Source organism: Pseudomonas sp. BSw22131, from assembly GCF_026810445.1.
In the GTDB taxonomy this organism is placed as follows: Bacteria; Pseudomonadota; Gammaproteobacteria; order Pseudomonadales; family Pseudomonadaceae; genus Aquipseudomonas; species Aquipseudomonas huanghezhanensis.
Map to the genome: position 1 here is coordinate 4383615 of NZ_CP113949.1, position 15307 is coordinate 4398921.

At 58.4% G+C, this 15307-nt stretch carries 12 protein-coding genes; 9 read left to right on the plus strand and 3 right to left on the minus strand.

Annotation, left to right across the window (positions count from 1 at the left end):
* Positions 1-50 precede the first annotated feature (50 nt).
* From OYW20_RS19845 to OYW20_RS19880, 9 genes are read left to right on the plus strand one after another with little or no spacing between them, the layout of a single operon-like run.
* Positions 51-2654: a type VI secretion system Vgr family protein gene (locus tag OYW20_RS19845; protein WP_268797621.1), complete on the plus strand. Its 2604-nt coding sequence runs from the start codon at positions 51-53 to the stop codon at positions 2652-2654.
* Positions 2651-4681, plus strand: coding sequence for a T6SS effector phospholipase Tle3 domain-containing protein (locus OYW20_RS19850; RefSeq protein WP_268797622.1), 2031 nt, complete (start codon positions 2651-2653; stop codon positions 4679-4681). Before OYW20_RS19845 ends, OYW20_RS19850 begins: the two co-directional genes overlap by 4 nt.
* Positions 4681-6345 carry a type VI lipase adapter Tla3 domain-containing protein gene (locus OYW20_RS19855; RefSeq protein WP_408005424.1) on the plus strand — a complete coding sequence of 555 codons (1665 nt, stop codon included), beginning with the start codon at positions 4681-4683 and terminating at the stop codon, positions 6343-6345. Before OYW20_RS19850 ends, OYW20_RS19855 begins: the two co-directional genes overlap by 1 nt.
* Positions 6342-7880: a type VI lipase adapter Tla3 domain-containing protein gene (locus OYW20_RS19860; RefSeq protein WP_268797624.1), complete on the plus strand. Its 1539-nt coding sequence runs from the start codon at positions 6342-6344 to the stop codon at positions 7878-7880. The genes OYW20_RS19855 and OYW20_RS19860 overlap by 4 nt, the downstream gene beginning before the upstream one ends.
* Positions 7877-9097 (plus strand): type VI lipase adapter Tla3 domain-containing protein, encoded by a 1221-nt coding sequence (locus OYW20_RS19865; RefSeq protein ID WP_328284791.1) that lies wholly within the window; start codon positions 7877-7879, stop codon positions 9095-9097. The genes OYW20_RS19860 and OYW20_RS19865 overlap by 4 nt, the downstream gene beginning before the upstream one ends.
* A complete protein-coding gene (locus tag OYW20_RS26020; protein ID WP_328284792.1) occupies positions 9057-9410 on the plus strand; it encodes a hypothetical protein in 354 nt (117 codons plus the stop codon). The genes OYW20_RS19865 and OYW20_RS26020 overlap by 41 nt, the downstream gene beginning before the upstream one ends.
* On the plus strand, positions 9407-10942 hold the full coding sequence (locus tag OYW20_RS19870; protein ID WP_268797625.1) for a type VI lipase adapter Tla3 domain-containing protein: 1536 nt from the start codon (positions 9407-9409) through the stop codon (positions 10940-10942). The genes OYW20_RS26020 and OYW20_RS19870 overlap by 4 nt, the downstream gene beginning before the upstream one ends.
* Positions 10939-12477, plus strand: a complete 1539-nt coding sequence (locus OYW20_RS19875) for a type VI lipase adapter Tla3 domain-containing protein (protein WP_268797626.1) — start codon at positions 10939-10941, stop codon at positions 12475-12477. The genes OYW20_RS19870 and OYW20_RS19875 overlap by 4 nt, the downstream gene beginning before the upstream one ends.
* Complete coding sequence (locus tag OYW20_RS19880; RefSeq protein ID WP_268797627.1) at positions 12474-12743, plus strand: PAAR domain-containing protein; 270 nt, start codon at positions 12474-12476, stop codon at positions 12741-12743. Before OYW20_RS19875 ends, OYW20_RS19880 begins: the two co-directional genes overlap by 4 nt.
* Before the next feature lie 70 nt (positions 12744-12813).
* Here the strand turns inward: OYW20_RS19880 and OYW20_RS19885 are convergent, their stop codons facing one another.
* From OYW20_RS19885 to OYW20_RS19895, 3 genes are read right to left on the minus strand one after another with little or no spacing between them, the layout of a single operon-like run.
* Entirely contained in the window at positions 12814-14010 is a 1197-nt protein-coding gene (locus OYW20_RS19885) for an ABC transporter substrate-binding protein (RefSeq protein WP_268797628.1), read from the minus strand.
* Positions 14007-15011, minus strand: a complete 1005-nt coding sequence (locus tag OYW20_RS19890; RefSeq protein WP_268797629.1) for a CobW family GTP-binding protein — start codon at positions 15009-15011, stop codon at positions 14007-14009. Before OYW20_RS19890 ends, OYW20_RS19885 begins: the two co-directional genes overlap by 4 nt.
* A complete protein-coding gene (locus OYW20_RS19895) occupies positions 15008-15307 on the minus strand; it encodes a hypothetical protein (protein WP_268797630.1) in 300 nt (99 codons plus the stop codon). Before OYW20_RS19895 ends, OYW20_RS19890 begins: the two co-directional genes overlap by 4 nt.

Sequence of the window (15307 nt, forward strand, 5' to 3'; positions counted from 1 at the left end):
TCGGCCATCAGCACGCTGGTTGCTGACAAGGCCACAGGAGATCAGCCGCCATGGATCTGGACGCATTGTTTGCCCCGCAACATCAACGATTGATCAAGTTTGTCTCACCGCTACGAGGTCATGAGACGCTTTTGCTGGACGCCTTTACGGGTCATGAAGGGCTGTCCCGACTCTTCAGCTACGAGCTTGAACTGATTTCGCGGCACGCCCTTATCGAACTGAAATCGCTGACAGGCGCCCCTGCGCAAATACAGCTCGCACTGGCAGATGGCGGCGTGCGGTTTATCGATGGGTACATTACCCGGTTCAGTCTGGAGGGCAGCGACGGCGGGCTGGCGCGGTATCACGCTACGTTGAGCCCGTGGTTGTGGCAGCTCGGCAACCGGCAGGATTCACGCATTTTCCAGGAGCAGACGGTTGAAGAAATCATCTGCGCGGTATTTGCCGTTTACGGGGCGATACCACGCTTCGAGTTCAGACTGTTTGCCCCACTCAAGACCCGAAGTTACGTCACTCAGTACTTTGAAACTGATTTGCACTTTGTCTTGCGGCTGCTGGAAAACGAAGGATTGTTCTTCTTTTTTGAGCACACCGCGCAGGGCCACACCCTTGTCATCATGGACCGCTCCAGCCAGCTGGACACGCTGACCGGGCACTCACAGATTCGCTATCACAGCGCATCTGTCACCGAGACTGCCGACGTCGTCACGCACTGGAGCGCACACCGGGTGCAGCAATCCGGACGGATGAGTGCGCAAACGTTCGATTACAAGCAACCGCAGAACGCGCTGCCGGCCAGCATGCAGAGCCTCAACGAACAAGGTACCGCCCCAAGGCATGAGATCTATGAGTTCACGCTGCCATGCTCACATCGTCACCACGACGAGGGTGAAGCGCTGTTGCGTAACCGGATCGAAGCGTATGAGGCGCAGGGCAAGCTGTTCAAAGGTGCGAGCAATTGCCGTGGCATGCAGGCGGGTTACACCTTTGAGCTGACGCAGCATTTCGATCATGACCTGGGCTCGGTTGAGGACCGCCAGTTTTTGCTGCTCACCGTCGAGCATTCGGGCCGCAATAATTACGGCTCGACCGAGCTCGCCCACTACAGCAATCGCTTTACCTGCATTCGTCGCAAAATCCCCTTCAAACCCGTCCTGACGGTGGCGCGGCCCGACATGGCGGGGCCACTGACTGCCATCGTGGTCGGACCTGAAGGTGAGGAGGTGTTTACCGATGAGCTGGGGCGCATCAGGGTGCGCTTTCACTGGCAGCGAAGCGAAGACGCTGGCGATGGAACTGCTCGCCAGGACACGCAAGACACCGCGTGGCTGCGCGTCGCAATGCCCAGCGCAGGCGCTGGTTTTGGTCATCAGTTTTTGCCGCGTATCGGCCAGGAAGTCATGGTCCAGTACATGGCTGGCGACGTTGATCGGCCCGTCGTGACGGCTGTCTTGTACAACGGCACGCACTCGACACCCAGCTTCAGCGCCTCGCCCGGATTACCCGGCAATAAAGCGTTGTCCGGTATCAAGACCCAGGAACACAAAGGACGCGGCTACAACGAGCTGCTGCTCGACGACACCACCGGAGCGCCGAAGGCCCGGCTGGCCACCACGCACCACGCCACAGCACTGAACCTGGGGAGGCTGACCGGACCGCGCCAGAACGGTCGCGCCAAACCATTGGGCAACGGCGCCGAATTGCGCACCGACGCCGCCATTGCACTGCGTGCTGCACAAGGCCTGCTGCTGACTGCCAACGCCAGACACCGTGCAGAGGATGATCAACTCGAACGAGCCGCACTGTCGGAGTTGCTCACGCAATGCGCCAACCTGTTCACCGCACTGGGCCAGACGGCGACCGCACGCGGGGCTGCTGCTGTCGACCCTGCGGGCATCGAGGGCCTTCGCCAGGCGCTAAAACAATGGCCGGCGCCGGACAGCCAGACGGAGGGTGAGCCGGTGGTTGCCATCACCGGCGAAGCCGGACTGATCAGCGCCACGCCCGGCTCGCAGGCCCACTACGCCGGGGCCAATCACGACACCACCGCGCAAGACCATCTGCATCTCACCAGCGGCGGGGCCACGCACCTTCACGCCGGCAAAGGCCTCTCGGCCTTTGCTCAGGAGGACGGCATCAGCGCCATCGCCAATCGCGGCAAGGTGCTGGTGCAGGCTCAGGAAGACGACCTGGTGCTCAACGCACTGAACAATGTGCAGGTTTCGGCAAGTCAGGGAGAGGTCCTCATCACCGCCCCCACCATTCGCCTCGTCGCCGACGACGGCAGCTACATCAAGATTGGTGGCGGCATCGAAATCGGCACTTCGGGCAAGGCAACGATATTTGCCAGCGATCACGACTGCGTGCCCGCAAAAACAGACAGTGCCGGGGTCCCGGTGTTTGGGCGAGATAAAGCGAGTCAGCGCGCGGTTTTCCACTATGGCGGTCACGGGGAGGAAAGCCCTGCATTGGCCACCGGTCACCGCTACCAAATGAAGCTGGAAGACGGAACATTGCTGAACGGCGTGACCGACAGCGCAGGGGCAACCCAAGTGGTTGAAAAGGCGCTGATGGAGAAACTTCACGTGTTCGCACTGCGTGAGGGTGCCGAACCGGATACCGGTGCCAAAGACGAAGGAGTCGTCATCGAATGAACACTGCAAACCCAGGCGTTGTTGCCGAACACACCACACGTCTTATTCCCAATCGTCCGGGCGATGTTCTAGTCGAAGTCCCACGTGACCTGCCCGGCGTCGTGATTTTCCTGCATGGCGTAAACGATCCCGGTGCAGCCTATGAGTCTGTGGAAAAGGGGTTGTGCCATGGCTTGAATGAGCGGCTGGATCGGTCTGACTTGTTGGCGGGGGCATATGGTGCAGAGTTCCTGACGGCAAACGCACTCCCCGTCGAGGACTTGATGGATGACCAACGTGTAGTTGTCGACGATCCCGATACCTATCTCTACAAGCGCAGCGCTCCGGCCGATAAAGACCGCAGCGTGTTCATCCCTTTCTATTGGGGCTATCGCGCTGCGCCGGATGAAATAAAGCGCGACCGCAACGGTGAGCCCACCAAGTTGCGCACGCAGTATCAGGACAGGTTCAAAAACCGCCTGGACCGTCACTTTGCAAAAGGCGGAGGGTTCTTCGCCAATGCCACCAACAATCTGCCCGAGATGTACGGGCCGGGTTTTGATAAGTGGGTGAGGCATCCCGCCAACCTGGCTTTGTCCAACCCGCTGTACATGGGCAAAAGCCCGCATCGCCGTTACTTCGTGCTGGCTGCACATCGCCTGGCGATGCTGATCAGTGAGATTCGCCGGGTATCGCCGAATGAAACGGTCACCGTCATGGGGCACAGCCAGGGCACGCTGATCACCTTGCTGGCCCAGGCATTGTTGGTTGATCGCGGGGAGCGCTGCGCCGACTGCGCAATCATGGTCGCCTCGCCGTACTCCTTGTTACCGGACAAAACCCCCGAGCATTCAAAGACACTCGACACGCTCGTCAACATCGTCGAGGCCGTGACGGCAGCGCCACACCCGCAGCCTCCTCTTGATGCCATTGCCGCCGGGCAACCCGGCTATGGCGGAAGAACCGGCGCCAAATGGTCACCGGAGCAGGGTCAACGCCTGGGGCTGGATCAATCCACCGTCGTGTTTCCCGAGCGCGACAATCGCGGCAAGGTTTATCTGTACTTCAGCCACGACGACACCACGGTTGCATTGCGCGACGTCAGCGGCATCGGCACTTATGGCGTGCCGGATGCACTGCCCGACAGCACGCCTGCCATGAACCGCCTGAAAGCGCTGCGCTTTCACCAGCGACTGTGGAGCAAGCGCGAGCGCGATGCTCGACCCGTACTTGTAGGTGCCGAGCCTGGGCAGATCGAGATACGCACGGATGAAGAGCGGCGCAGCGCCGGACACAACGCAGCGGTGTCGTGGGTGACCGAGGCTGAAATGAAAAAGGGCGATCTGCGTTTGATCAATGCCGAAGCTCTGACGCCCAGCCATGCGCCGCAGATGTTCGGTGGAGAGGCCTTGGTTGGCACCCCGGATGAGCCAGGCAAAGACCGTCCAGACGCCGTTGCGCAAAACACCGCCCTGGGTAACTCACGTGGCAGTTTTGAGTGGATCTACGTCGACAAGCGCAGCCAGAAGGTGCATCTGGACGCCGCCCGGAGTGAATGGAACAAAGGGAAAGAGCCTGACGATCAGACGCGGATGCTGCGTCAGATACCGATACAAGGCATGAGCGGCAAGGGACGAGACGACTATTACCTGATCGAACGTGAGGAAACGCCCAACGAAATCCGCAAGCGAATGGCGGTCGATAAGAAGGAATGGGACATCAACAGCTATCACTCGGCGATCTTGCGCAGCCCGGAGAACCATCGCTGGGTGACGGCGATGGACGTGGCGATCGGACAGGCCAAGTGCCTGGATGATCGGGATATGCGGGAAGTGTTGATTGCGATAGCGGATTGGCGAATGGATAAAGGGCGTTACTTAAAGAAGATTACGAGACTGCCTGGCTGGAAAAGACTCAGCGCGGAAGCAAAGACGTTAGTTACAGCGAATTTTCTGTACTACGACAAAGGAGTTTTTCCGTCAGAAAGCTTAGTGCCGCTGAGCCCCCCTACCTTGGTGCATTACCAGCGAAAGGAGGGCACAGGCTGATGAACACCTCGAAAAGTTCGCGTCCCAAGTTGGAAGTTTACCTCTGGATAATGGTGCTCCTGATCGGCGTCTGGCTGGGACTTGTATGGCACCTCTATGAACAGGCAAACGCCGCGGGCGAAGGGATAACAGGCATGGCAAAGGGAACTGGACAAGGGATCGCAGGGATTATTACTGCCGTGATGTTGGTGTTTAGCGGGCACTGGTCAGCCATCGCAATGGCGCAGAGCAAACTGGACAAGCAGGTACAACTGGAAAACAAGACGCGCTATTTTGCGGAACAACAAGACCGTGAGCAGCGTACTTATGCGTTGGAGATCAGAGCGGCGGGATTGGCTGTCGACGGCTGGCATCAATCGAATATATGGAAAAAGATAAAACTCAGAAACAGCAACTTCACTTCCATCTACTCTCAAGATCCGAAGGCTTACCCTGCGACCGCAGACAGCCGCTACAACAGGACCAGCGCGAATATAACAGCGGCTGCGACTCACTCTGCTAGAGACGCGGTCGCTTACTGGCCGATGCCAACATTTGCGTTAGGCCCGGAGAGTCAACCGGGAGAGGACATTGCAGCTACCGATATCCTCGGCGCACGCAACGCCGCAACTCTGGGCGTCAACTTGTTCCTCTGGCAAGCATCTGAAGACACCACCCACGCGCAACACATCATTGAACGTGTGTTCCAGTTTTTTGCAGAGAACGCAGAAGTCCCCGAGGCTCTGATTTTAACGTCCGACGGAGATGTCTCCCGCGCCGGTAACAGAATGCCTGGTACTCCTGACTTATCTGATGGCCTGTACGTCCCAACCGTCTACGCCAGCATGACCGGTTTACTGCTTGCCCGAACTGACCGCGTGGATCGCTACCTGCGCCCATTTGCGGTTCGAGAAGAAGAGGACAACCAAAACAAGTCCACCGACCTGGGCAAGTTATGGTTTTTCTACTGGAAGCATGAGCAGAAATTCGATTCGGTTTACGTAGCGGCAAAAAAGGCAGAAGGAATCGAATTTCCCGTCGCTCCCGTCATGTCCAGCGCCTACTGGCACGCCCAACTGCCCGAACTCTGGAAGACCACCACCCACCGTGGGCCCGGTTACTTCCAGCCCACCAAATGGCTGCCCATCCGCTGGGCACAGCATCAGATCGACGAGTTCGACGAAGCGCCAACCCTGGGCTATCTGCATCGCCCGATCAAAGTCTCGATGAATGACGAACAAGGCAATCCACTCAAACCCGCGATGCGTGCCAAAGCCCTGCAAGCCGCTTGGATGCAGGCGCTTCAAACCTTGCCCAATGGGGAAAAACCGGTGCGGGTGTTTTACGACAGCACTCACAATCCGGAAGGTGAAGTCACCCTGACTCAGGCGCTGCTGGCACTGAATGTCGATGGCACAGGCCTAAACCTGAGCAATGTCAACGAAGGCTATGACATCGGTCGCCGTCTGGGTAACACCGGTGTCAGTGGCGCATTGGTTGAAATCAATCTCGCGACCATCGCCAGCTACCTGGACGGTGGTGTCAGCGCCGTGGTCTACCCCGGCGCCGATGGCAGCGCGACCATCCAGATGATCCGCCCGCCCAGCGATGCCATGAAAGCCAGAAACGCAGAAACCCGCTGGGCCGACCCCTTCAAGTTTGGCGCACCGGGGGCGGGCTCATGATTCATTTAAAGGGAACTGGACAAGGGATTGCAGGGATTATTACTGCCGTGATGTTGGTGTTTGGCGGGCACTGGTCAGCCATCGCGATGGCGCAGAGCAAACTGGATAAGCAGGTACAACTGGAAAACAAGACGCGCTATTTTGCGGAACAACAATACCGTGAGCAGCGTACTTATGCGTTGGAAATCAGAGCGGCGGGATTGGCTGTCGACGGCTGGCATCAATCGAATGTATGGAAAAAGATAAAACTCAAAAACAGCAACTTTACTTCCATCTACTCTCAAGATCCGAAGGCTTACCCTGCCACCGCAGACAGCCGATACAACAGGACCAGCGCGAATATAACAGCGGCTGCGACTCACTCTGCTAGAGACGCGGTCGCTTATTGGCCGATGCCAACATTTGCGATCGGACCTGAGAGTCCGCCAGGGGAAGACAGTGCAGCCGGCAACATTATAAGCGCGCGTAACGGCGCAACTCTGGGCGTCAATCTATTCCTCTGGCAAGAATCTGAAGACACCACCCACGCGCAGCACATCATTGAACGTGTATTCCAGTTTTTTGCGGATAACGCTGAAGTCCCCGAGGCTCTGATTTTAACGTCCGACGGAGATGTTTCCCGCGCCGGTAACAGAATGCCTGGTACTCCTCGCTTACCTGATGGCCTGTACGTCCCAACCGTATACGCCAGCATGACTGGTTTACTGCTTGCACGAACTGACCGCGTGGACCGTTACTTACGCCCATTTGCAGTTCGCGAAGAGGAGGACAATCAAGATAAATCCACCGACCTGGGCAAGTTATGGTTCTTCTATTGGAAGCACTCTCCCGAATTTCGAACGGTTTATGAAACTGCAAAAAAAGCCGAAGGCGTGGAGGAACCTTATGCTCCTGGCACCATGTCCAGCGCCTACTGGCACGCCCAACTGCCCGAACTCTGGAAGACCACCACCCACCGTGGCCCCGGTCACTTTCAACCCACCAAATGGCTGCCTATCCGCTGGGCAAAGCATCAGATCGACGAGTTCGACGAAGCGCCAACCCTGGGCTATCTGCATCACCCGATCAAAGTCTTGATGAATGACGAACAAGGCAATCCACTCAAGCCCGCGATGCGTGCCAAAGCCCTGCAAGCCGGTTGGATGCAGGCGCTTCAAACCCTGCCCAATGGGGAAAAACCGGTGCGGGTGTTTTACGACAGCACTCACAATCCGGAAGGTGAAGTCACCCTGACTCAGGCGCTGCTGGCACTGAATGTCGATGGCACAGGCCTAGACCTGAGCAACGTCAACGAGGGCTACGACATCGGTCGCCGTCTGGGTAACACCGGTGTCAGTGGCGCATTGGTTGAAATCAATCTCGCGACCATCGCCAGCTACCTGGACGGCGGTGTCAGCGCCGTGGTCTACCCCGGCGCCGACGGCAGCGCGACCATCCAGATGATCCGCCCGCCCAGCGATGCCATGAAAACCAGAAACGCAGAAACCCGCTGGGCCGACCCCTTCAAGTTCGGCGCACCGGGGGCGGGTTCATGATCCATTCAAAGGGAACTGGACAAGGGATTGCAGGGATTATCACTGCCGTGATGTTGGTGTTTGGCGGGCATTGGTCAGCCATCGCGATGGCGCAGAGCAAACTGGACAAGCAGGTACAGCTGGAAAACAAGACGCGCTATTTCGCGGAACAGCAAGACCGTGAGCAGCGTACTTATGCGTTGGAGATCAGAGCGGCGGGATTGGCTGTCGACGGCTGGCATCAATCGAATGTATGGAAAAAAGTAAAACTCAAAAACAGCAACTTTACTTCCATCTACTCTCAAGATCCGAAGGCTTACCCTGCGACCGCAGACAGCCGGTACAACAGGACCAGCGCGAATATAACAGCTGCGGCGCGGCACTCTGCCCGAGACGCCGTCGCTTACTGGCCGATGCCAAGCTTTGCGGTGGGCCCTTTGAGTCCGACAGGACGTGAAAACGCTGCGAGCTTTATGCAGAGGGCCCGCAACGGCGCAACTCTAGGCGTCAACTTGTTCCTCTGGCAAGAATCTGAAGACACCACTCACGCGCAGCACATCATTGAACGTGTATTCCAGTTTTTTGCGGAAAACGCAGAAGTCCCCGAGGCTCTGATTTTAACGTCCGACGGAGATGTTTCCCGCGCCGGTAACAGAATGCCTGGTACTCCTGGCTTACCTGATGGCCTGTACGTCCCAACTGTCTACGCCAGCATGACGGGTTTACTGCTAGCCCGAACTGACCGTGTGGATCGCTACCTGCGCCCATTTGCGGTCCGAGAAGAAGAGGACAACCAAAACAAATCCACCGATCTGGGCAAGTTATGGTTCTTCTATTGGAAGCATGAGCAGAAATTCGATTCGGCTTATGTAGCGGCCAAAAAAGCAGAAGGATTCAAATTCCCCACCGCTCCCGTCATGTCCAGCGCCTACTGGCACGCCCAACTGCCCGAACTCTGGAAGACCACCACCCACCGTGGGCCCGGTTACTTTCAACCCACCAAATGGCTGCCCATCCGCTGGGCACAGCATCAGATCGACGAGTTCGACGAAGCGCCAACCCTGGGCTATCTGCATCGCCCGATCAAAGTCTCGATGAATGACGAACAAGGCAATCCACTCAAACCCGCGATGCGTGCCAAGCCCTGCAGCCGCTTGGATGCAGGCGCTTCAAACCTTGCCCAATGGGGAAAAACCGGTGCGGGTGTTTTACGACAGCACTCACAATCCGGAAGGTGAAGTCACCCTGACTCAGGCGCTGCTGGCACTGAATGTCGATGGCACAGGCCTAAACCTGAGCAATGTCAACGAAGGCTATGACATCGGTCGCCGTCTGGGTAACACCGGTGTCAGTGGCGCATTGGTTGAAATCAATCTCGCGACCATCGCCAGCTACCTGGACGGTGGTGTCAGCGCCGTGGTCTACCCCGGCGCCGATGGCAGCGCGACCATCCAGATGATCCGCCCGCCCAGCGACGCCATGAAAACCAGAAACGCAGAAACCCGCTGGGCCGACCCCTTCAAGTTCGGCGCACCGGGGGCGGGCTCATGATTCATTTAAAGGGAACTGGACAAGGGATTGCAGGGATTATTACTGCCGTGATGTTGGTGTTTGGCGGGCATTGGTCAGCCATCGCGATGGCGCAGAGCAAACTGGACAAGCAGGTACAACTGGAAAACAAGACGCGCTATTTCGCGGAACAGCAAGACCGTGAGCAGCGTACTTATGCGTTGGAGATCAGAGCGGCGGGATTGGCTGTTGATGAAGATCAACAGTCAACGATATGGAGATTGATCAGAAAGAAAAACAGTAACTTCTCCTCGATCTTTTCGAATGATCCAAAGGCTTATCCCGATACTGCTGAGAGTCGTAGAACAACATCCACCATAAATACCCGAGCGGCGGCGCGGCACTCTGCCCGAGACGCCGTCGCTTACTGGCCGATGCCAAGCTTTGCGGTGGGCCCTTTGAGTCCGACAGGACGTGAAAACGCTGCGAGCTTTATGCAGAGGGCCCGCAACGGCGCAACTCTAGGCGTCAACTTGTTCCTCTGGCAAGCATCTGAAGACACCACCCACGCGCAGCACATCATTGAACGTGTATTCCAGTTTTTTGCGGAAAACGCAGAAGTCCCCGAGGCTCTGATTTTAACGTCCGACGGAGATGTTTCCCGCGCCGGTAACAGAATGCCTGGCACACCCGGTTTACCGGATGGCCTATACGTTCCGACCGTCTACGAAGGCATGACCGGTTTACTGCTAGCCCGAACTGACCGCGTGGATCGCTACCTGCGCCCTTTTGCGGTCCGCGAAGAGGAGGACAACCAAAACAAATCCACCGATCTGGGCAAGTTATGGTTCTTCTATTGGAAGCATGAGCAGAAGTTCGATTCGGCTTATGTAGCGGCCAAAAAAGCAGAAGGATTCAAATTCCCCACCGCTCCCGTCATGTCCAGCGCCTACTGGCACGCCCAACTGCCCGAACTCTGGAAGACCACCACCCACCGTGGCCCCGGTCACTTCCAGCCCACCAAATGGCTGCCCATCCGCTGGGCACAGCATCAGATCGACGAGTTCGACGAAGCGCCAACCCTGGGCTATCTGCATCGCCCGATCAAAGTCTCGATGAATGACGAACAAGGCAATCCACTCAAACCCGCGATGCGTGCCAAAGTCCTGCAAGCCGCTTGGGTGCAGGCGCTTCAAACCCTGCCCAATGGGGAAAAACCGGTGCGGGTGTTTTACGACAGCACTCATAATCCAGAAGGTGAAGTCACCCTGACGCAGGCGCTGCTGGCACTGAATGTCGATGGCACAGGCCTTGACCTGAGCAATGTCAACGAAGGCTATGACATCGGTCGCCGTCTGGGTAATACCGGTGTCAGTGGCGCATTGGTTGAAATCAATCTCGCGACCATCGCCAGCTACCTGGACGGCGGTGTCAGCGCCGTGGTCTACCCCGGCGCCGATGGCAGCGCGACCATCCAGATGATCCGCCCGCCCAGCGACGCCATGAAAGCCAGAAACGCAGAAACCCGCTGGGCCGACCCCTTCAAGTTTGGCGCACCGGGGGCGGGTTCATGATTCATTTAAAGGGAACTGGACAAGGGATTGCAGGGATTATTACTGCCGTGATGTTGGTGTTTGGCGGGCATTGGTCAGCCATCGCGATGGCGCAGAGCAAACTGGACAAGCAGGTACAACTGGAAAACAAGACGCGCTATTTCGCGGAACAGCAAGACCGTGAGCAGCGTACTTTTTCATTGGAGATCAGAGCAGCGGGATTGGCTGTTGATGAAGATCAACAGTCAACGATATGGAGATTGATCAGAAAGAAAAACAGCAATTTCTCCTCCATCTTTTCGGGTGATCCAAAAGATTATCCAGACACAGCTGACAGCCGTACAACAACATCAAGCATCAATATCCGAGCAGCGGCACGGCACTCCGCCCGAGACGCCGTGGCTTACTGGCCGATGCCAACGTTTGCGATAGGTCCGGAGAGTCAACCGGGAGAGGACATTGCAGCTACCGATATCCTCGGCGCACGCAACGCCGCAACTCTGGGCGTCAACTTGTTCCTCTGGCAAGCATCTGAAGACACCACCCACGCGCAGCACATCATTGAACGTGTGTTCCAGTTTTTTGCGGAGAACGCGGAAGTCCCCGAGGCTCTGATTTTAACGTCAGACGGAGATGTCTCCCGTGCCGGTAACAGATTGCCTGGCACACCCGGTTTACCCGATGGCCTATACGTTCCGACCGTCTACGAAAGCATGACGGGTTTACTGCTTGCCCGAACTGACCGCGTGGACCGTTACTTACGCCCATTTGCAGTTCGCGAAGAGGAGGACAATCAAGATAAATCCACCGACCTGGGCAAGTTATGGTTCTTCTATTGGAAGCACTCTCCCGAATTTCGAACGGTTTATGAGACTTCAAAAAAAGCCGAAGGCGTAGAGGAGCCCTATGCTCCTGGCACCATGTCCAGCGCCTACTGGCACGCCCAACTTCCCGAACTCTGGAAGACCACCACCCACCGTGGGCCCGGTCACTTCCAGCCCACCAAATGGCTGCCCATCCGCTGGGCACAGCATCAGATCGACGAGTTCGACGAAGCGCCAACCCTGGGCTATCTGCATCGCCCGATCAAAGTCTCGATGAATGACGAACAAGGCAATCCACTCAAACCCGCGATGCGTGCCAAAGCCCTGCAAGCCGGTTGGATGCAGGCGCTTAAAACCCTGCCCACTGGGGAAAAACCAGTGCGGGTGTTTTACGACAGCACTCACAATCTGGAAGGTGAAGTCACCCTGACGCAGGCGCTGGTAGCGATGAATGTCGATGGCACAGGCCTAGACCTGAGCAACGTCAACGAGGGCTACGACATCGGTCGCCGTCTGGGTAATACCGGGGTCAGTGGCGCATTGGTCGAAATCAATCTCGCGACCATCGCCAGCTACCTGGACGGTGGTGTCAGCGCCGTGGTCTACCCCGGCGCCGACGGCAGCGCGACCATCCAGATGATCCGCCCGCCCAGCGATGCCATGAAAGCCAGAAACGCAGAAACCCGCTGGGCTGACCCCTTCAAGTTCGGCGCACCGGGGGCGGGTTCATGAGCCATCCCGTTTGCCTGGGCGATCCCACCAGCGGTGGTGGCTTCGTCGTGTCGTGCCAATTGGCAGGCACCCACAGCATCAACGGCAAGACGCCTGCAGTGTTGGGAGACACTGCAAGCTGTCCGCTGCACCTTGGTGTTTACCCCTTCGTTGAGGGGCACACGAGACGACGCCGAAACGGTATTCCCATCGTATTGCAGGGTCATCGACTGGCGTGTGGTTGCCACGGCATCGCGGTGCATGCCCTGCGAGTGGAAGTGCGCTAGTTTTTCATGCTTGCGGCCGGTCAGTGCGCAGTGGCCGGCAAGCGATCACGATTCGCTGCGAGTGGGCGAGTCAGCGCCCGCGCCCATTAGCCTTCACACCCGCGCGCAGGATGTCGCCCCAGCGCCGCACCAGATAATTGTGCTCATCCATCACCGCGTTCCACACCGCGATGTGGCCCATGCGCTGCGCGTAAGAGCCGCCGTCACGTACTTCACCTATATCGATCAGCGGCAGGCCGTCGCTGCCCAGCAGTTGCTCACGCGCCGGTAGACCTGCGTACCAATAGTCCCATTCGGCCGGGCTGAGATGATCGCGACTGCGCGCCGGGTTGCCGATGTAGTAACCCTGACGCGCCATCACTGCACCCGGCCAGCCAGAGAGCCACCAGTTGAGATAGGCATAAGCGGCGTCGAGTACCGGGCCTTTAGCATGCCGCGACAGCGACAGTCCGCCGAACCACCCGCGATAGCCTTCTCGTGGCACCGCCACGCGGTATTTGACGCCGGCACGGTGCAGGCGCACCAGCGTCGGTGACCACAGGCTCTGGATGTCGATGGTCGGGTGCAGCATCAATTCGGCGGCCTCTTCGTCGTCCGACCAGAATGCGCCGAACATGCCCTCTTCCTGCTTGCGCACCAGAATGTCGGCCAGCGTGTCGATCTCTTCGATGCTCATGTTGCCGATATCATCGAACCGCGCCAGCCCCGCGCCCTGGACCGCCAACGCTGCGTCCAGCGCGCCAATGGCAGCATCACTTTGCAGGGCAATGCGCCCGCCCCACGCCGGATCGAGCAACCAGCCCCAGCTCTCGTTTTCAGGATTCAGGCTGGCGGGTAGACGTTCCGGGCGGTAAGCAAAGCTGTCGGCGTTATGCGTGAGCGGGAGCATGCTGATGCGCTCGCTGACCGCGCTGCCGAGGCTGCCATCGTGCTGCACGAACAGGCGCTCGCTCGGTCGGCTGCCGCTGCCGAGCTTATCGTTGACCGACAACCGGCCGCGCTTGGGCAGGTCGTTGATTTCATGCCATAGCGCGATACGCCGGGTATCGATGGGCTGAATCGCGCGCGCGGGCCAGACGAAATCCACGTTGTGAAACCACTGGTCATAGAGGTCGTAGCTGTCTGGCTGCATGACCGCAATGCGTTGCGCGGTCTGCACATCATGCACCTGATACACCAGCGTGATGCCCAGATCCTGTTCGGCACGCAGTCGAAGCGATTCCAGCAGCGTGACTGACGTCCCCAATACCCGCAGCGTCAGGCTCATGCCGCCGCCCCGTTGGTGGCTGGCGAGAGCGACCGGCTGAACACCTCGAATGAGCGTTGCAGCAGCGCGGGGTCTAGGCCACGAAGGATGAACACCAGGCGTGAGGTGCGATCCTCTCCCGGCCAGGCCGATAAATGCACCGGCGCATGCAGGCAATGCTGCACGCCGTGAATAACCACCGGGGCTGAGTTGTTGTGCACGTTGAGCAGTCCTTTGACGCGGAGAATTCGTTCGCCGTGGCATCTTAGCAGCATGGAAAGCCAGACCCCGAAACCGACCCAATCCAGGGGACGCTCGAAGGTCAGGCAACAGACTTGCGCATCGCCGTGACGGCCCTGCGTCGACACCACCCGGTGCAACTGCCACCGCGTCACCTCAGCGCACGGTGCCGAACCGCGAAGTCCCTCGCCCAGCAAAAGTTGATCGCCGCTGTAGATATCAGCGGTGTTCAGAATCGGCGCCGGATTGATCGCCTGTAGCCGGGCGCGCAATGCCTGCTGTTCGTCATCGGTGACCACATCCGTTTTGCTGATCAGCAATCGGTCCGCCGCCGCGACCTGAGCCATCCACTCGGGGTGCAAACGCGCTTGCAGCGTAGCGTGCGTCGCGTCCACCAGCGTCACTACCAGCCCGATGTGAAAACGCCCGCGCAGATGCGGGTCCATGCCGAGCGTGGCCAGAATCGGCGCGGGGTCGGCCAGCCCCGTGGTCTCTAGAATCACGCGACGAAACGCCGGAATTTCGCCCTTGGCTCGACGCTCCAGCAAGCCGGTCAAGGCGTCTTTCAACTCGCCACGAATCGAGCAGCACACACATCCACTGGGCAACAACACCGTGTCCGGCGCGACCTCCTCGACCAGCAAATGATCGATCCCGACATCGCCGAATTCATTGATCAGCAATGCGGTGTCGCCCAGGTTTTCGTCCATGAGCAGGCGCTTGAGCAAGGTGGTCTTGCCGCTGCCCAGAAAGCCGGTGATGACGTTGAGGGCGATACTCACGATGGACGCTCCAGTTGATCCAGCAGCTTTTCATCCAGCGGGTCCAGCGCGCGACCGATCAGTTGTTCGGCGCGCTGCCAGAGTTGGTCCAGCCCATTGGCCAGCTCCTGCTTGCCGGTGGCGCCCAGCAGCAGATACGACACGCCTTGAAAGTCCTCGACCTTGAGCCGAAACGGCGCCAGCACTTTGTTGATGGCCGCGATCCGGCGCAGGCGTTCGCGTCGGCGTGGCAGTTCATCGCCCAGCGGATCGCTCCAGTGCACGTCTTCCCCGAGCAGGCCACACAGTCCACACAT